The following is a 19,361-nucleotide window of genomic DNA, read 5'->3' as shown; positions in this document are numbered from 1 at the left end:
TAGCTATGCAGACAACTTATATTGAAACACAGCAAATTTCCTTCCAGGATTTTAAAAATCAGATACTTGAAGATTACAGGTTAGGAAGGATCTCCCGCGAAATGTCTTACCTCGGAAGAAGAGAAGTGCTTACGGGAAAAGCCAAATTCGGAATTTTTGGAGATGGTAAGGAGCTTCCGCAGCTGGCAATGGCAAAAGTTTTCAGAAACGGGGACTTCCGTTCAGGGTATTACAGAGACCAGACCTTTGCTTTGGCAGCAGATGCTTTAACGGTGGAAAGTTTCTTCGCTCAGCTGTATGCCGATACAAGCGTAGAAAGAGAGCCGGCATCTGCAGGAAGACAGATGAACGGGCACTTTGCAACAAGAAGTTTAAATGAAGACGGAAGCTGGAAAGATCTTACCGCACAGAAAAATATCTCTTCCGATATTTCTCCTACCGCGGGACAGATGCCAAGATTATTAGGACTGGCCCAGGCTTCTAAAGTGTATAAGAGTGTAAAATTTGAAGGATCTGAAAAATTCTCGAAAGACGGGAATGAGATTGCTTTCGGTACCATTGGAGATGCTTCCACCGCAGAAGGTCATTTCTGGGAAACACTGAATGCCGCATGTGCTCTTCAGGTTCCTATGATCGTTTCTATCTGGGACGACGGTTACGGAATTTCCGTACCGACTAAAAATCAGAGAGCAAAAGCTGATATTTCTGAAATGCTGAGCGGTTTCCAGAGAAAAGACGGAGAAAATCAGGGATGCGAGATCATTCAGGTGAAAGCATGGGATTATCCTGCATTACTGGATGCTTATGCGAAAGCAGAACATTTTGCAAGAACAGAAAGTGTTCCGGTAGTAGTACACGTAATAGAAGTTACCCAGCCTCAGGGGCATTCTACTTCCGGTTCTCACGAAAGATATAAAAACGAGGAACGTCTTGCCTGGGAAGCCGATTTTGACGGACTGGTAAAATTCAGAGAGTGGATCCTTAACTATTCTATTGAGATCGACGGAAAAGAAGAGATCATCGCTACCGCAGAAGAGCTGGACGCTATTGATGAAGAATCTAAAAAAGCGGTAAAAGCAGGTCAGAAAAATGCATGGGAAAATTACCAGAAAGCGATCACAGACCTTATTCAGGCTGTTCTTCCGTTGGTAGAGAATCTTAAAGGACAGAATGCTGAGGTGGAAGGGTATCTTGCGCAGTTCAGTAAACTGGTTTCCAAAGCGAAGAAAGATGTATTCCACCTGGCAAGAAAGACTTTAATGGCAACCAGAGGAAATCATTCGGCAGAAAGAAATCAGCTGATGCAGAAATACCTGGAAGTATTTGAAGTGGAAAAAGACAACTATTCTTCCCATTTATACTCCCAGTCGCAATGGAAGGCTGAAAATGTAAAAGAAATCAAACCGGTGTACTCAGACGCATCTGAAGAAGTAGACGGAAGAGTAGTGGTAAGAAATAATTTCGATAAAATTTTTGAAAAATATCCTGAAACCTTAGTGTTTGGTGAAGATGCCGGAAATATCGGCGACGTGAACCAGGGGCTTGAAGGAATGCAGGAAAAATACGGTGACGTACGTGTAGCCGATACCGGAATCCGTGAAGCCACCATTCTTGGACAGGGAATCGGTATGGCGATGAGAGGTTTGAGACCGATCGCTGAAATTCAGTACCTGGATTATATTTTATACTGTCTTCAGGGAATGAGTGATGACCTGGCAACGGTTCAGTACCGGACAAAAGGAGGGCAGAAATCTCCGGTAATCATCAGAACAAGAGGACACAGACTGGAAGGAGTATGGCATTCAGGTTCGCCGATGGCCGGAATCCTGAACCTTTCCAAAGGTATTTTAGTATTGGTTCCGAGAAACCTTACCAAAGCAGCAGGATTCTACAACACCATGCTTCAGAGCGATGATCCGGCAGTTATTGTTGAATGCCTGAACGGATACAGATTAAAAGAAAAACAACCGGACAACTTAGGTGAATTCACCGTTCCTGTTGGTAAAATAGAAGTAACCAGAGAAGGAAAAGATGTAACACTGGTAACTTACGGTTCAACATGGAGAATTGTAATGGAAGCCGCAGAAGAATTGGAAAAATTAGGAATCTCTGCTGAGGTTATCGATGTTCAGTCTCTGATTCCTTTCGATCTTTCCCATGAAATTGCAGACAGCGTGAAGAAAACCAACAGACTGGTGGTGATTGACGAAGATGTAGAAGGAGGTACTTCCGCATTCATTTTACAGCAGATCCTTGAAAAACAGAAAGCATTCAGATACCTGGATTCTGATCCGTTAACGATCGCTGCCAACGATCACAGACCTGCTTATGCAAGCGACGGGGATTATTTCAGCAAACCGTCTTCAGACGATATGGTTGAAAAGATTTACGCGATGTTCCACGAAACCAATCCTCAGAAATATCCTTCATTTTAATCAGGATTAAAAATATATTTAAACCGCTTTCCATTGGAGAGCGGTTTTTTTATGGTTAAAACAGAAGTGAAAATTTTTATAACCGGGAAAGAAGAAAAAGTATAAGAAGAAAAACGATAATTTTCAGCTGTATACGCATCGTGATTTTTGCCTGGCCCTTAATTCCGTTTAAATCCTTACATTTGAATCAATACAAAACTGTTTCCATGAAAATCACCAGGCTGGTTATCCTGTTCAATTACAGAAAAATCATTTTAGGAGCTATTATTTCCCTTATTCTTTTTATACTGTCTTTCCGGGTTGATTCTCTGGAATGGGTTCTGTTTTTAAGAATAATCAGCGTTCTCATTATTCTGAATATAATAGCATCTATTACGGCATCCTATATTCTTTATGACAAATCCGATCTTTATGAACTGAATAATCTGAAAGGTATTGTAGACTGGAACGCAACGGATCACGCGGTTTTAGTTCATGCCAGTTTTGATCCTCTATCGGGATATTTAGAAGAAAAATATCCGGATCTGCATCTAACAGTCTGTGATATTTACGGTAACAGGCATGAGCATGAAAGCGGAATAAATGTTTCTAAAAAACTGTTTCCGCCCAATGAGAAAGAAATCAGAATATCACCGGATAAGCTGCCTTTTGAAGACGGTTCCCAGGATATCATCCTTGCCGTTACTGCCGTTCATGAAATACTGGATCATGACCGGAGGGTTCTGTTCTTTAAAGAAGCTAAAAGAGTGGTTAAAAAGGGAGGATTGATTATTATTTCGGAACAGTTCAGAGATGTAACCAATTTCATCTTCTTTAATATCGGAGCCTTTCATTTTCTAAGCCGTAAACAATGGGAAAAAGCCATTTCTTCCGCCGGTCTGGAAATATCAGAAAATAAAAAGATCACTCCTTTTGCGGATATGCTGGTGATAAGAAATGATTGAAGTTATTTCCATTGAAAATAAATGAGAGCATTATGAAGTTTGAATTGTAAAAAATTGCCGAAAACATTTACACCTTCCAGCTTCCCAATCTCTGAAATTTCTCTCACAGATCTTATGTAGGCTAAGATTGTAATAGCCGAAGGCCAGTCAAAGCTTTATCGAATCAACGGAGTTGATTCTGCTCTTAGCTTATTTAAAAGTTAACGTAGCCTGTAAATCATCTTTGCGTTGATTTTTTCTCATATTTTTACATGAACAGTACATTAATTCGTGCATTGGCGGCAAAAATATTTTCCCACTGATCCCACAGATTTTCCCGGATGGTAAAAATTATTTTGGCAGCTCAATAGCAAGGAATAAATAATTAAATCTCACAGATCTTGCACATTGAGCAGATCTTTTAGGTTGGTATACAATAAAAATCGTAGATTTTTAAATAGCTAATGTGAACTTCTACGCACAAAGTATTTAAACTTAGAAAATCACTAAAGTGTTTTAAAATAAAACTTTTGTGACTTTTGCGGTTTAATAAAAAAGTTTAAACAGCTTTTCAAAAAATCTGCTCAATCTGCGGCATCAGCGAGACTAATCTTTTCTGATTCTTTATTCAATACACTGCAGTGTTCAGACTGCATTTCCTTATTCTGATATTGGGCTTCCCATTCCTCCAGTTTATATAAAATAGGGAGCAAAGCCAGTCCTTTTTCCGTAAGAGAATATTCCACTCTTGGAGGCAGCTCTTTGAATTCTTCACGGATGATCAATCCATCGGCTTCCATTTCTCTAAGTTGATCGGTGAGTACCTTTCTTGAAATCACATTGATCCGCACCGCAAGTTCCCCGAAACGCAGCTTCCGGTCCTTGATCACAAGAACAATGATGGGTTTCCATTTGCTTCCCAGGGCAGACATTGCCTTGCCAAGAGGGCAGCTGTACTGCATCAGTTCATTCTTTTTCATAGAGATATTTTATTGTTCAGCCATATGAAACCGGGATTTCATATGTTACCTGAATGTTACTATTGTAAGTTACCGCGAAGTTACCACTATTTTTTCAATAAAAGATACAAAAACAAACTATTATTAGTTACTTTGTGTAACAATTTGAAAATGCACTAGCAAAAAATATTACAAAATGAGTACAGAATCACTGTTTAAACCGTTTAGCTATAAAAATTTACAGCTTAAAAACAGAATCGTTATGGCTCCGATGACCAGAGCACAGTCTGATAACGGGGTGCCTACACTTAAAATTGCAGAATACTATGCCAGAAGAGCAGCATCGGAAGTAGGACTGATCCTTTCCGAAGGTACGGTGATCAACAGGCCGGCTTCTAAAAACCTGCAGAATATTCCGGATTTTTACGGAAATGAAGCATTGGCAGGCTGGAAAAACGTTATCAATGCCGTTCATCAGCATGGCGGCAAAATGGGACCTCAGATCTGGCATGTAGGAGATACCAGAATGGCTGAAGATTATCCCCTGATGCCAATGGAGAAAGCATCAACAATGACTCTGGAAGATATTCAGGATACCATTGCCCAGTTTGCAGCGTCTGCCCGGTCTGCTAAAGATCTTGGATTCGACTGTCTGGAGATCCACGGCGCTCACGGGTATCTTATCGATCAGTTCTTTTGGGAAGTCACCAATACCAGAACCGACGAATATGGAGGAAAAACCATTAAAGAAAGAAGCCGGTTTGCCGTAGAAGTCGTGAAGGCCATCAGAGCAGCAGTAGGAGAGGACTTTACCATTATTTTGCGTCTCTCCCAATGGAAACAGCAGGATTATAAAAGCAGAATTGCGGAGACTCCAAATGAAATGGAAGATTGGCTTTTACCGCTAAAAGAAGCCGGTGTAGATATTTTTCACTGTTCACAGCGCCGTTTCTGGGAGCCGGAATTTGAAGGCTCAGATCTGAATTTTGCAGGTTGGGCTAAAAAAATCACCGGACAGCCGACGATCACAGTAGGTTCAGTGGGATTAAAAGGTGATTTCCTTAACGCATTTGCAGGACAGGGAACTGAAAAAACAGATCTTACAGAACTGACCCGCCGGCTTGAAAAAGAAGAATTTGACCTGGTGGCTGTGGGACGTGCCATTCTTCAGGACTATCAGTGGGTTCAGAAAATAAAAAACGGAAATATGGAAGAACTGCTGGACTTTTCGGCAGAAAGCATGGGGAAACTGTTTTAAGGTGAATGGTGAATTTGCCTCGCTGTCATTTATTCACATCGTTAATTTGCGCAGCAAAAACCGAAGATTGACTAAAAATTTCAATACACTTTATTTTTATATTTAATTTTTCACCTATTTATTTAAAACTGCGGCTTTCAGGAATTCCTGAAAGCCGCAGTTTGATTATTCCTGGTATCCGTTTCCCATTGTAGCAGGTTCATCAGTCTGTTTATTTTTTTATAATCTTCTTTATAATCCGGGATTTTTTTGTTTTGATTTTTAAAATATAATCTCCCGATACGATGCTGGAAATATCAACCGATGAAGAGCCAGGCTTGCCAAAATCACGGATCAGACTTCCTTTAACGTCGTATAAAGTAATACTTTCTATATCTTCTACCGTTTTAATATTCACTTTATCAGACGCAGGGTTAGGATAAATCTGTACAGCAGCCTGACCTGATGATTCCTTAGTAGACATTGTTGCAGAAATATTGGTCATTTTTATATTATCCACATAATGATCTGCTATACCGTCATAAAAATCAAAATTAAGAACCCCTATATTATTATATGCTCCCAAAGTGCCTGAATAGATCAAATTATTATCCAGATAATACTCAATTACATTAGTCGATTTTTTTTCTGTTATTTTGAAGTTTACCCACGTATTGTTCGAAAACGTAGCAACATTATTGATGATATCACCATCGGCAACAACAGATACGGAACCCAGCTCATTAATGATAATTCCTGCGGAATAAGTATCTGTATTTGACGGATCATCATTAATAGCAAACTGAACAATGGCCTGATCTGTAATATAAAGGTCCATAGAAATTTCATGATCATTTGCTGGATTATAATAAGCCGAAACATCTTTGGATATAATAACATCCTCATATATTTCGCCTGAACTTGGCATTTTAAGTGAAAAAGTCCCATCTGAGGCCTGGCTGTTGGTAATAATTACAGAATTTACAGGAAATTGAGATGATAAAGCACTAACGGACCATCCGTTTTGTCCGTCAATAGGTCCATTAATATAGCTTTCTGAAGATTCGAAAGAAATGCTTTGTGTTTGTGCCTTCAGTATTACAGGCCAGAAAAAGCAGAAAATCAGAATTAAAGAATAATTTTTTTTCATGTTAAATATTGTTTTTTGATAGTAGATAGTTAAAAGAAGCTATACCGCAAACAGAATAATAGAGATACCCTGCACAGAACCACCATTTGTATAGGGTACAAAAATTCAAAAATGAATGAAGGAATGCAAACTTTACCGATTACAATTCATATACATTATTTTTTTGGGCGGTATCAATTCGTATACAGATATTGTAACAGCCTTAATAATATTAATGTTCTGCGGCGGTCAGGAATGATAAAAAACGGTTCTCAGGGTTCTTGCAGAATTAATTACAGGTAACGATGTCATAAAAAAATCCGCCCCATTCCGGAGCGGATTACTAACAGATTTAAATATCTAAAACTGCCGTTGCCGGCAATAGTGATTATGTTTATAGACCAATATTCTTGGTAGGCTTCAACTGCTTCAGAATATTTTTCGGAACTGCATTCTTGTGAACCAGAATAGCGGTAGACTTATATTCAACATAAGGTCTTGTAACGTAAAGGTATCCTTCAAAATCATTGGTTACACCCCATGAGTTTTTCACCATATAATATTCCTTTCCGGTCTGGTCTTTAGCCAATCCTACAATATGCATGCCGTGATCGTCAGTTGTGGAAAGATTATTTAAAGCTTTCTGACGCATATCTTCAGTAATGGTTTTATCTTTTTTAGGCTCGGTAAACAGAGACTGTTTGTTTTCTGCATTGATCTGATCCAGATCCATGTCCGGAACATAAGCTACTCCGTTTTTATAGGAGAAATAAGGCTCGGAAACATCAGTAGCCCAACCCACAGAATATCCTTTATTTACAGCATTGTCAATAATAGCTGTAAGATCTTTCATCGGAACATTCCAGTCGGAGTCATGGCTCCAGTTATCCGGGATCGGAACTACAAATTTCTGGTAGTACGGATAATCTTTGTAAGAAGAGATTTCTACATAATCTTCAGGATTAATTCCCACCACTTCTTTAGCGAAAGTTTTTGGCGTGTAATTTTTTCCTTCATAGGTAAAATTAGCAGGAACTTTTCCCAGGTATTCATCCAGGATAGCATCCACGGAATCCATCCAGTTATCGGTAAGTTTTCCTTTTGAACCTGCCTGTACAAGGCTGTCAAGAACAGGCTTAAGCTTTTCCTGCATTTCCTTAAAGTTATTAAGGGTCTGCCCCGGCTTCAGTCCTGTATATACATCCTGAGGTACAGCGCCGTATTTTTTGTACATATTGATTACGTCGTGAAGTTCCCCTCCGTCACCCCAGCTGATCGCTCCGCTGTTCAGTACATATAACTTGGCTTTATCGTGGTATGAATTTCTTGCGGTGAAAATTTCAGCGAGATCTACAGGTTTTTTACCCATTCTCTGCATTTCAGATTCAAGGAAGGAATTCCCCGAATAACTCCAGCATGTTCCCGAAGAACCCTGATTTTTTACCGAAGTAGCTCCTACGTCTTTTAACGTGGTGAACTGAAAATTAGCATTTTGAGAGTGATTGTTTTTTAGTTTGTTGATCAAATCATCCTGGGCAAACATCATACTTCCTGCAGACAAAACAAAAAGTAATGACACAAATTTGTTATTTTTCATTACTATAAAAAGATTATTTATATGAATAGTCGTTCATATTAAAGATTTGTTACAGAGGGAAAAGTTAAATTTGAAATGAAAAAAAGTTGATATGTTTCCAACCAATCTCAATTTGTATGCATCTATAACAGTATAAAGCCAGACTATGGAAAGAGAATTACTAATAGAATGCCAGCGTAACAGCCGAAGTGCACAGCGGAAAGTTTACGAGACAATGGCGGGCAGGCTGTATTCAGTCTGCAGGCGCTACCTGAAAAATGATGAAGATATTGAAGAAGTATTGGCAGATACCTTCTACAAAATATTCACCAGGCTCAGCCAGCTTCAGAACCTGGAAACTTTTGAGGCATGGGCCAGAAAAATTGCCGTGAATGAATGTCTGCAGAAACTGAGAGCAGGGAAAACGCAATTCATTTCTCTTGATGACGGTTTTACAGAAGTATCGGGTTCTGCGACAGAAAATATCTCTTTTGAAAAAGATATTCTGAGTCTGCTTAATTTCCTTCCTGAAGGCTGCCGGGCGATATTCAACCTTTTTGCCATTGAAGGTTACCCGCATAAAGAAATTGCTTCCATGCTTTCCATAAGCGAAGGAACTTCAAAATCCCAGCTCAATTTTGCGAGAAAAAAATTACAGGAACTTTTGGTGAATCAAAACATTTAAACTTTAAAAACAATGGAAAATAATCACGATATAGATAAAAGATTCAATGATGCTTCAAAGCTTTCAGAAGAACCTGCGGGATTTCCTGGTTTTGAAAAAGTCTGGGCAGAAGTGGAAGAAAAACTGGATAAAAAAGACAGCCGCAAGAAAATTATCCCGGCATGGTTTCCCTATGGAATTGCAGCCAGCCTGATCCTCGGTCTGGGAGCCTTTTATTTTCTGAATAAAAAAGATACCGCTATGGTTCTCCCTTCACAGCCTGTGATTGCAGAAAATATAAAAGAAAAACCTTCCGGAACTGATATTCAGAAGACAGACAGTACGGTAAAGGCTAATATTCAGAAAGAAATAAAAGGAATTGAACCTCCTGTTTTAGCATATAAGCCGATAGCAGTACCGGAACCGTTTATTCCTCCCGTTTCCTGTAATCTGCCGGTACCTCCGAAAATAGATGAAGAACATAGGGTTTCCCGGATTGGAAGTGATACTCTGAAAGAAAAAAGTATAGATGAGGTAGTCATGATAGGATATGGAATGAAAAAGGCTGCCGCAGTCACCACTTCATCAAGTGCTTTAATCGCCTCATCAGATGTGAGTGTTTCCTCTGCCCTAAGCGGAAGAGTAGCCGGGGTATCTGTTTTGCCTGGAGATTATAACGATGGCGCAATCAGGATCAGAGGAGCCGGCAGTCTTGGAACTGTGAAATCTCCACTCTATGTAATAGATGGCACGGTAACAGATGCGGGTTCCGGAATACTGAATGTTCTGGATACCAGAAATATCAAAGAATTCAGAGTTCTAAAAGGATTTGAAGCCACTTCTTTATACGGAAGCAAAGCCAGTGGAGGAGTAGTGGTCATTACAACTTTAAAAGGCCTTTCCGAATCCGATCTAAAGAAAATTAAAGAACTTCCCCCTGAAAAAGAGAAGGAACCTGAGCCGGAAAAAAAACTTCCGAAAGCAGGTCAGCTGACCGCAGGAGAAATCAATGATTTTTCCAAATGGGAATACTGGAAGGATATTGCTGTTCCTGCACTTGATGAATATAAAAACAGCTGGAAGTTCTTCCCGGACAGAAGAGTCTCTGTTCAGCTGGTCAATAAAAACAGAAAACCAGTGATAGGAGAAAGAATAAAGCTTCTGAATAATAAAAAAGAAGTGATCTGGGAAGCCGTTTCCGATAATCTGGGAAATGCAGAACTCTGGATCAGCCCTATGACAGGAGACGGGGATTTTTCAGGAAAATATTCACTGACAGACGGTTCGGGACAAACGGTCAGCACCAACATCAGGGAGTTTAAGAACGGGCAGAACCTCATTATGCTGGATAAGCCCTGCCTGATCAGAAGAAATCTGGATATTGCCTTCGTAGTAGATGCTACCGGTTCTATGGGAGATGAAATTTCCTATCTGCAGTCTGAACTGCTGGATGTACTGAAAAAAGTGGAAGGAAACCTGAAAAATACCAGCGTAAGATACGGATCTGTTTTTTACAGAGATAAAGGAGACGAATATGTAACCCGCAAATTTGATTTTTCCGAAAATGCAGAAGACCTGATCAGCTTTATAAAAAAACAGAAAGCAGCCGGAGGAGGAGATACCCCGGAAGCAGTAGTGGAAGCATTACAGGTTTCTGTGGACGAACTGAAATGGAGCAGCGGAAATTCGGCAAAAATAATGTTTCTGATCCTGGATGCCCCACCGCACCGTTCTGATGAGAATATCGCCATTCTTTATGAAAAAATAAAGGCCGCTGCTCAAAAAGGAATTACCATTATCCCTCTCGCAGCAAGTGATACCGACAAGCAGACCGAGTACCTGATGAGAACATTTGCCCTGATGACCAACGGAACCTATACTTTCCTCACCAACGACAGCGGAATAGGAAACCATCACATAAAACCGACGATTGACTCCTACGAAGTAGAAAAGCTGAACGCCCTGCTCCTGAGACTGATCCTTCAGCGGGCAACCCTCCCGGAATGTAATGACGGAATTACAAACCAGAACCTGAATAAAAAACTGGAAACAGAAGCTAATAATCAGGAAGAAACCAAAGTAACCCTATTCCCGAATCCTACCAAAGGGCTCATTAATATAAAGTCTCCAAAGACAATAGATGAACTGTTTGTGTATGATCTGGCGGGTAAGATCATCATGAGGAAAGAAAAACTGGTAGAAGGTAAAAACACGATTGACATCACGGCATATCCCCAAAGCATTTATCTGATAAGAATGAGGTTCAGTGACCGCTGGGAAACTTTTAAAGTGATTAAAAATTAATGCCAAAAAAAAGAAATTTCTTCGGAGATTTCTTTTTTTTCTTTACTTTTAAACAGATAACCATGTATGAAGAAAATTTATCTGACACTGCTGCCATTGGCGGCTAACTTTTTGTTTTCACAAAATACCTATTATTCAGGCAGATTTTTGGACCTGAAAGATAATCCGAAGAATTTTTTAAAGGTTCACAATAAAAATAACGGAGTTTATGAACTTACAGATGATAGAGGATTTGCCATTATTGAAGCTAAAGAAAATGATACTCTCACCTGGAACAACGGTAAAAGCTGGCTGGTCGTACGCAGTGCCCGGGAACTTAAAAAGATTTTAGAAAATCAGACTGACAGCGAAAACGTCAGAAATATCACAAGCGGGGCTTATGACAGCCTGGTTACCAAAGAACATAAAGATGAGTTCAGTCTGGAGAATTCGGAAGAATTCGCCTATGGAGATTACAATTCAGGAAATTCTTCGTCTAAGGTAAGAAGGATTAAAAAGACAGACGAAAATTCATACGAAATAAAGAGCCTGCCGGAAAAATATCTTGTCTTTAATGGGAGCTTTACCACATCCTTTGATATTAAAAGCAGAAATTCAGTTCCGGACACCCAAAAACGTTATGTACAGGGGCGTTCAGAAAGCGGACAGCTGATATGGAGAGGTCCTGAAACAGGGGAAATGTTCAGCTTTGGTCCTGATATTTCTTCGTTGGGATATGATCATCAGCCCTATCCGTATGATGTGAACGGAAGACTGATTCCTTTGGCCGACGGAACTTCCCCTGCAAAAGCCTATCGTAATGATATTTTCAAAACAGTGGCCGGGTATAATAACCAGCTGAGGCTGGGTACCACCCTGAAAAGAGGATATTACGAAAAATTACGTTTGTCCGTCGATCTGGGTCAGCAGAAAGACATGATGTATTTTGCAGATCAGTATCATGTTTCTAACTCATTCAAAACCAAACTGAATACAGACATTCTTAAATTTTATCTGAATTTTGGTTTCAGTTATGACGATAATAAAGCCGTGAATTCAAACCGGATAGGCCTTTACAACAGGGTTTATCAGAATTCACTCCTGACTCCGGTTTCTTTCTCGAACACTCAGAGCAGTTTGTTTCCGGACGGATCCCAAAGAAGCTACGGGCAGTCGGCTGACAATCCTTATTTTTTGTTGGACCAGAACGATAAGTACAATTACAGGGATCAGAGAAGACAGTTCAGTTTTGATTTGTCAAGAAACTGGAATAAATGGAAACTGAATATCAGTCAGACTTATGAAAATGATGCTTTCAAAAATACTGATCTTTACAAACCTTCCACATATGGCTTTGTAAATGGGGTCTATAACAGCAGGGAACAGAAAAACAGACTGTATTACTCCAGTGTTCAGGGGGCATATTCTCTGGGAGACTACCGTCATAAAAGCGTATTAAATTTTAATTTTATTCTGAATAACAGAGAGTCCGGTGTATACAATAGCCTTACCCGGACAGCCTATGCGTATCAGAGAACTTCACAGGATTATATTCTGAATTATAAATTCGATTACGATAGCGGATACCGGGACTTCAAGGCAGGATTTAATGTGGGAAATGCTTTCTACATATCAAACACTTCAGTCCGGAATAACTATTGGCTTCCAAAGCTGGGAGGTTATCTGTCATTTGATAATGTCTTTGACTGGCACAATGCCAACTTTAAAATTATCGGAAGTTACACCCAGCTGAGTTCAGAGCCGGAAATCACAGGATCTTATGCTTCCTATGCTACCACAACCCTGAATGCACAGAATGCCTATCTGTATTTCCCGGTGCTTGAAGCAGATACATTCCGTAATCTTTCCAATATCAACAGCAGGGAAGGAAAAATAGGAGCTTTTTATGAAGTGAATCGCTGGCTGAATATTGAAGCAGAGTATTTTAACCGGAAAATAACGGATGACGTATTCCCGGTTTTTGAAAACAACAGACTGCTGCTTAAAAATATGGCAGACCACACTTATAGCGGCTTTGAAATCAATGCTGAATACAACAACCTTTACCTGGGAACAGATTTTAAGATGACGAATAAAGCTTCCTTTTTTAAGTATAAAGATGTTGTAGACAGAGTAAATCCCGGCTATAACGGATTAGCTGTTTCCGGATTCAGGGATATTTACAAGACATTGTCGGAAGGTGAGGTTCTGGGTGCGGTAAAGGGAAGCTATTTTGAAAGAAACGCTGCGGGAGAGCTGGTTATTGATGAATTCGGGTATCCCCAAAAAGCAGATGGACTGAAAATTATTGCCGATCCTACGCCCGATTTTGTGATGAAATTCAACCATACCCTCAATTATAAAATGCTGACACTGGATATCAACTGGGAATGGAAAAAAGGAGGTCAGATATGGAACGGAACCCAGGCCGTACTGGATTATTACGGACGTTCCCAAAGCTCAGGAGAAGACAGGAACATCAAAAATTATGTCTTTCAGGGAGTGAATGAAGGAGGAACAGCCAATCAGATCCCGGTGGATTTCTATGATCCAGGGCAGAATGTTTCAGAGAACCGGTGGACGAGGTACGGTTATCTGGGGGTAGCGGAAGACTATGTTCAGGAAGCAGATTACATCAGGATCAATAACATCTCGTTAACCGGAAAGTTCGATATCGGACGGTTTAGAAGAGGACTTGGCGTAACGCTTTATGTAAATAATATTCTGCTTTGGCAGGCCAGTAAGGGAGCAGATCCTAATCAGAACTTTTATGATCTGAATAACGGAAAAGGCCTTGATTTCTTTAATCTCCCTTCCTACAAGACTTTCGGATGTATGGTTTCATTTCAATTTTAAAGTATGAATTTCAGATTTACCGCCTATATTGTACTGCTCATCGCTCTGTTTTCAATGGATTTGAAAGCACAGAAGCAGTTTAAAGATTTCGAAAAAGAAAAAACGTATATACAGACCAGCCATGTTTTTTATAAACCCGGTGAGACGATGTATTTTAAAATCTACACGGTGCAGGCAGAAAACAATCTTCCCGCAGACCAGAGCCGGGTGGTGAATTTTGAACTGATTGATCCGTCCGGAAGCGTCATTTCAAAAAATAAGTACGAAATTACCAACGGCTGGTCAGAAGGATATTTCCATTTCAGTGAAGATATGAAGGGTGGAATTTACAAAATCAGGGCTTTTACAGGCTGGATGCAGAATGAAGAGGGAAAAAATGTCTTTGAAAAAGAAATTACCCTTCAGAAAGTGGTTTCACCGAGAATTCTGATGAAGCTCGATTTCCCTAAAAAAGGATACGGAGCAGGAGATGAGGTAACTGCCGATTTTTCAATGCGGAGTCTTGCCAACCTGCCAATTCCTTTCTATGAAGCGTATTACACCGTGATGCACAACGGAGAAAAAGTGACGGAAGGCAGCCTGATAACAGATAAGGAAGGAAAAAAACAGCTGAATTTTAATCTTCCCAAAGTTTTAACATCATCAGATGCACTCCTGAGTATCAAAGTGATTTTTGACGGGTTTACAGAATCCATATCAAGAAATATTCCGGTTGTTCTCAATAAGCTAGATGTGAAATTCATGCCGGAAGGAGGAACTTTCATCAATGGAACAGAACAGAATATAGCGTTCAAAATTATAGATGAATTTGAAAAACCTGTCGATGCCGTACTTGAAATCTATAACCGGAGTCACCAGAAAGTCGCTGAAACTTCTGCCTACAACTTCGGGATGGGAAGTTTCGTTTTAACCCCTGAAAAAAGCCAGGTCTACTATGCAAAAGTGATCAGACCTGAGAATATTTCACAGACGTATCCGCTTCCGGAAGCTCAGGATGAAGGTGTTGTTTTCAACATCATAAAAGATCATCAGAAGATCTATTTCACCATGACTTCCACAGATCACAGAAATGTTGTGGTGAAAGGCAGTTTCCGCGAAAAAGAGATTTACAGTCAGTCGTTTTCCCTGCAGAAAGGACCCAACCGTTTTGAAATCCCGGAAAATGAACTTCCGGCCGGCATCATCAGATTTACAGTTTCCGAAGGAGAAAAACCTCTTGCAGAACGTATCGTTTTTACCAATGAAGACCGGCAGATGAACGTTAAAATAAAACCGGTAAAGAAACATTACCTTCCGAGGGAAAAAGTAGTTCTGGATATTGAAACTACTGACAGCAACGGAAAACCGGTTCCTGCCAATCTTGCGATGAGCGTGGTGGATGATAAGCTATGGACGTATGCAGATGACAAGCAGAATCATATCCTTTCGTGGCTTCTGATGGATTCCGAGCTGAAAGGAAAAATAGAAAAACCTCAGTTCTATTTCGATAAAAAAGAAGAAAAAGCAAAGAAAAGTCTTGATCTGGTAATGCTTACCAACGGATACCGGTATTTTGAGCTGGTTCCGGAAATAATTAAAAATCAGAAATACAAATACCTTCCCGAAAAAAAGAATCCTGTTTATGGAATTGTAGAAGATGAAAAAGGAAATCCTGTGAAAGCAGACATCTATCTGCTGGAAGGAAACAAGGTGCTGAAACAGGAAACTTCAGACGAAGGGACTTTTTATTTTTCAGATCTTAAACAATCGTATGACTATAAGCTTATTGCCAAATCTTTTCAGCCGAAACAGAAGGTGAAGATCAGGATTTTGTCTTACAGGCTCGCTGTGAATCCTCTGGCAAAAAAATCCCTGAATAACATCAATGTAGATGAGATTGTAAAAGAAGCCCTGAAAGAAGCCGGAACCATAAAGCTGAAGGCAGAACCCCAGCCAGAACAGACGAACACTGAAACTTCAAAACAGACTTCCGGAGATCAGAGGGAAAGACCTTCCAGAGCGGGAAGCAGAAGGACCGTGAGAGATTCGGCCAATGCCAGAATTGAAGAAGTCGTTATAGTTGGGTATAGTATGATGAAAAAAAAGGATCTTACAGCAGCTGCAACTACTGCAAAAGCAGAAGAATTACAGAATCCGGATCTTGCTTCTGTTTTGAACGGTAAAGTAGCAGGACTGGCTATAAGCCCTTCAAACGGACAGCCTGGCATTGCAGGTAACATTCTGATCAGAGGAACGGCCTCAATCTCAAATAAAACCCCTCTGTTTATTGTAGACGGAGTGCCGGTGGAGAATTTTAAAGCGGTTATTAATCCTGATGACATCAGCAATATAACCATCCTGAAGGATGCTGTGGCAACCTCTGTTTATGGAAGCCGGGCTGTAAATGGGGTGGTGATTATCAATTCTTTAAGCAATAGAAGATCAGGACTTAATGTTGATGTTACCCCGAAAACCTATTATGCAGTAATGGCTGTTCCGGGAGACAGCCTTTTGTCTTATTCGTACAGCAGAAATTTTTCCTATCCTGTTTACAGAAATACCAATACCTCTTACCGTTTTGATTACCGGGAAACTCTGTATTGGAATCCGGTAGTGGAAACCGATAAGAACGGAAAAGCCAAAGTTGAATTTTATAATTCTGATGCTAATTCAGCATTCAGGATCATAACAGAAGGGATTTCCGGAACAGGGCAGATCGGGAGGAATGAAACCACCTACGCTGTGCAGAGCCTGATTGCCATTGATGCGAAAATTCCGCAATACCTTACAAGAACAGACCAGATGACCATTCCTGTTGTGATAAAAAACAATTCGTCCGAAACCCGGAAAATGAAGCTGGATGTTATTGTTCCGAATAGGGTTCGATTAATAGAATTTGACAGTATTATTACTTTAAAACCGCTGGAGTCCGGAAGAATGCTGGTCAGAATGCAGACGGATGAGGTCATCAGTTCCAATATCCAGTTTGCCGTACAGTCCGGAGATTTCAGGGAAACAGCAATTTTTTCTTTGAATGTGGAAGAAAAAGGATTTCCGCATCATTATGCCCTGATCAGCAATAAAGTGGAAAATATAAAGCCCGACATTCCCGATTACATCAACGGAAGCCTTTCTTCTTCCTATACGGTCTTTGAAAATACAGCTCTCCAGTTGTTTGAAGATCTTGAAAGGCTGAAGCGTGAACCTTACGGATGTTTTGAGCAGCTCTCATCAACCGTATATCCCAATATCTTTATTCTTGATTATCTGAGAACCATCAAAAGAATTACCCCGGAAACTGAAGCTTTAGTAGTAAGAAATATGAGGAAAGGCTTTCAGAAAATGCTTGCCTATAAAGGAAAAGAAGGCGGTTTCGGATATTTCAATTCTTCGGAATCTGATGCTGCAGTATCTGCGTTTGCCCTGCTGGAATTCAACGATCTGAAAAAATACGTTCCTGTTGATCAGAGAATCATACAGAACCTGACTTCTTTTATTTTATCCAGGAAAAATCAGAACGGAACTTTCGAAGTAAGGAAAAGCTATGAAATGCAGCGTCCTTTTAATGAACATGCATGGTCCAGGAATCTGTATGTGATCTATGCACTTTCTAAATCAGGAATAAAAGAAGGGCTGGATCAGGCTTATAAAACAGCACTGGATAAAGCAAAATCGACTCAGGATTCGTACCAGCTGGCTTTAATGGCCAATACGGCAGCCCAGCTTAATAAAGAAAGTGATTATCAGGAACTGATAACCCTTCTGAACAGGCAGTATGAAAATGATAAGATGAAAACCGAAATCACTTTCACCGGTTCAGGAGGTTTTTCCGCCAAAGCAGAAACTTTATCGCTGTACATCATGGCTTTGCAGAAAGACGAAAAACAGAATGAACTGAAAATTGCTGAAGCTGTTGATAAGCTTGTAAATTACAACGGATATTACGGCTTCGGATCTACACAGGCTACGGCACTTGCTATGGAAACTTTATCCGGTTTCTTTGCAAAAAATGAAAAACTATACGGTAAACAGAAACCGGTTATTACCATCAACGGTGCAAAAGTAAAACCGGATCTGAGCCTGGCCTCAGCCTATAAAACCGGACAGAATGAAATTAAAATAGAATATGAAGGTTCAATTCAGAAAGGACTGCCTTACAAGCTTGAATATGAATATCACACCCTTCAGGCTCCTGAAAGTAAAGACATTCCGGTAACCCTGGAAACAAGATTGAAACCGGGTATTTTAAAAGTAGGAGAGACCGGCAGAATGACCGTGAGCGTTAAAAATAAGATCAACGGACCTCTGCCGATGGTTACTGCAAAAATCGGTATCCCTGCCGGACTGACCTTACAGAATGCCCTGCTGAAAGATCTTATCGATAAAAAGCAGATCTCTTATTATGAGATTTTCGATAATTATCTGGTGCTGTACTGGGAACATTTTGATGCAGGGGAAACCAAAGTCGTCAACCTGGACCTGAAAGTGGAATTCGCAGGGGAGTATACCGGAAAATCCAGCAATGTCTATATGTATTATATGCCGGAATCCAAATTCTGGAATCAGGGGATAACGGCAAAAATTGAATATTAAAACTAAGTGAAAAAATATGATAATCCCGGTTCGTAAAATCCGGGATTTTTAAATGTTGTTGGATCAACGCAACAGGCGCTAAGAATCTTTTAAAATAGAGATGCTTTTAAGGCGCAAGGGCGTTAGCACTTAGCAGAGGTTCTATTTTTATTCTCTCGCAAATTTTGCAGATTATGCAGATCTTTATTTCATCATAAAAGAATTTGAGGGCATAATAAAATCGTTGCTAAAAATCTTTGATTTTTTTTGCGTCTTAAAAACAGAATAATGGCTTAAATCCCTTGTATCGTTGCGTTTCTCCAACCCCGAATATTACTATCCAAAAGTTTTATTTCCCACAGATGACAGAAGGCACAGATTTTTGATAGATGTTGTTGGATCAACGCAACAGGCACTAAGAATCTTTTAAAATAGAGATGCTTTTAAGGTGCAAGGGCGTTAGCACTTAGCAGAGGTTCTATTTTTATTCTCTCGCAAATTTTGCAGATTATGCAGATCTTTATTTCATCATAAAAGAATTTGAGGGCATAATAAAATCGTTGCTAAAAATCTTTGATTTTTTTTGCGTCTTAAAAACAGCATAATGGCTTAAATCCCTTGTGTCGTTGCGTTTCTCCAACCCCGAATATTAATATCCAAAAGTTTTATTTCCCACAGATGACAGAAGGCACAGATTTTTGATAGATGTTGTTGGATCAACGCAACAGGCGCTAAGAATCTTTTAAAA

The 19,361-nt window shown here is 39.9% G+C and carries 10 protein-coding genes; 7 read left to right on the top strand and 3 right to left on the bottom strand.

The window, feature by feature from the left end; all coding sequences use genetic code 11:
• Positions 1-5 precede the first annotated feature (5 nt).
• Positions 6-2,435: an alpha-ketoacid dehydrogenase subunit alpha/beta gene (locus AC106S_RS05145; RefSeq protein WP_482438009.1), complete on the top strand. Its 2,430-nt coding sequence runs from the start codon at positions 6-8 to the stop codon at positions 2,433-2,435.
• A gap of 182 nt (positions 2,436-2,617) precedes the next feature.
• Positions 2,618-3,379, top strand: a complete 762-nt coding sequence (locus tag AC106S_RS05140) for a methyltransferase domain-containing protein (RefSeq protein ID WP_482438008.1) — start codon at positions 2,618-2,620, stop codon at positions 3,377-3,379.
• 563 nt (positions 3,380-3,942) lie between these two features.
• Here AC106S_RS05140 and AC106S_RS05135 read toward each other — a convergent pair.
• The gene (locus AC106S_RS05135) at positions 3,943-4,338 is read right to left on the bottom strand and encodes a winged helix-turn-helix transcriptional regulator (protein ID WP_482438007.1); all 396 of its coding nucleotides are present in this window, start codon (positions 4,336-4,338) and stop codon (positions 3,943-3,945) included.
• A gap of 175 nt (positions 4,339-4,513) precedes the next feature.
• Here AC106S_RS05135 and AC106S_RS05130 point away from each other — a divergent pair, with 175 nt between their 5' ends.
• On the top strand, positions 4,514-5,575 hold the full coding sequence (locus tag AC106S_RS05130) for an NADH:flavin oxidoreductase (protein ID WP_482438006.1): 1,062 nt from the start codon (positions 4,514-4,516) through the stop codon (positions 5,573-5,575).
• A gap of 211 nt (positions 5,576-5,786) precedes the next feature.
• On the opposite strand, the gene AC106S_RS05125 is transcribed toward AC106S_RS05130, so the two are convergent.
• Both AC106S_RS05125 and AC106S_RS05120 read right to left on the bottom strand, forming a co-directional pair.
• The gene (locus AC106S_RS05125) at positions 5,787-6,704 is read right to left on the bottom strand and encodes a T9SS type A sorting domain-containing protein (protein ID WP_482438005.1); all 918 of its coding nucleotides are present in this window, start codon (positions 6,702-6,704) and stop codon (positions 5,787-5,789) included.
• Positions 6,705-7,077: 373 nt separating this feature from the next.
• Positions 7,078-8,280 (bottom strand): C1 family peptidase, encoded by a 1,203-nt coding sequence (locus AC106S_RS05120; protein WP_482438004.1) that lies wholly within the window; start codon positions 8,278-8,280, stop codon positions 7,078-7,080.
• A gap of 145 nt (positions 8,281-8,425) precedes the next feature.
• Between AC106S_RS05120 and AC106S_RS05115 the strand changes: the two genes are divergently transcribed.
• The 4 genes from AC106S_RS05115 (at position 8,426) to AC106S_RS05100 (ending at position 18,634) form a co-directional block, all read left to right on the top strand.
• Positions 8,426-8,944 carry an RNA polymerase sigma factor gene (locus AC106S_RS05115; protein ID WP_482438003.1) on the top strand — a complete coding sequence of 173 codons (519 nt, stop codon included), beginning with the start codon at positions 8,426-8,428 and terminating at the stop codon, positions 8,942-8,944.
• 12 nt (positions 8,945-8,956) lie between these two features.
• Complete coding sequence (locus AC106S_RS05110; protein WP_482438002.1) at positions 8,957-11,227, top strand: TonB-dependent receptor plug domain-containing protein; 2,271 nt, start codon at positions 8,957-8,959, stop codon at positions 11,225-11,227.
• A gap of 66 nt (positions 11,228-11,293) precedes the next feature.
• Positions 11,294-14,062, top strand: coding sequence for a TonB-dependent receptor (locus AC106S_RS05105; protein WP_482438001.1), 2,769 nt, complete (start codon positions 11,294-11,296; stop codon positions 14,060-14,062).
• Between the two features lie 3 nt (positions 14,063-14,065).
• Positions 14,066-18,634, top strand: a complete 4,569-nt coding sequence (locus AC106S_RS05100; protein WP_482438000.1) for a TonB-dependent receptor plug domain-containing protein — start codon at positions 14,066-14,068, stop codon at positions 18,632-18,634.
• Positions 18,635-19,361 lie beyond the last annotated feature (727 nt).

Source organism: Chryseobacterium sp. FR054 (assembly GCF_056844565.1).
This window is presented reverse-complemented; position numbering and strand designations above follow the sequence as displayed.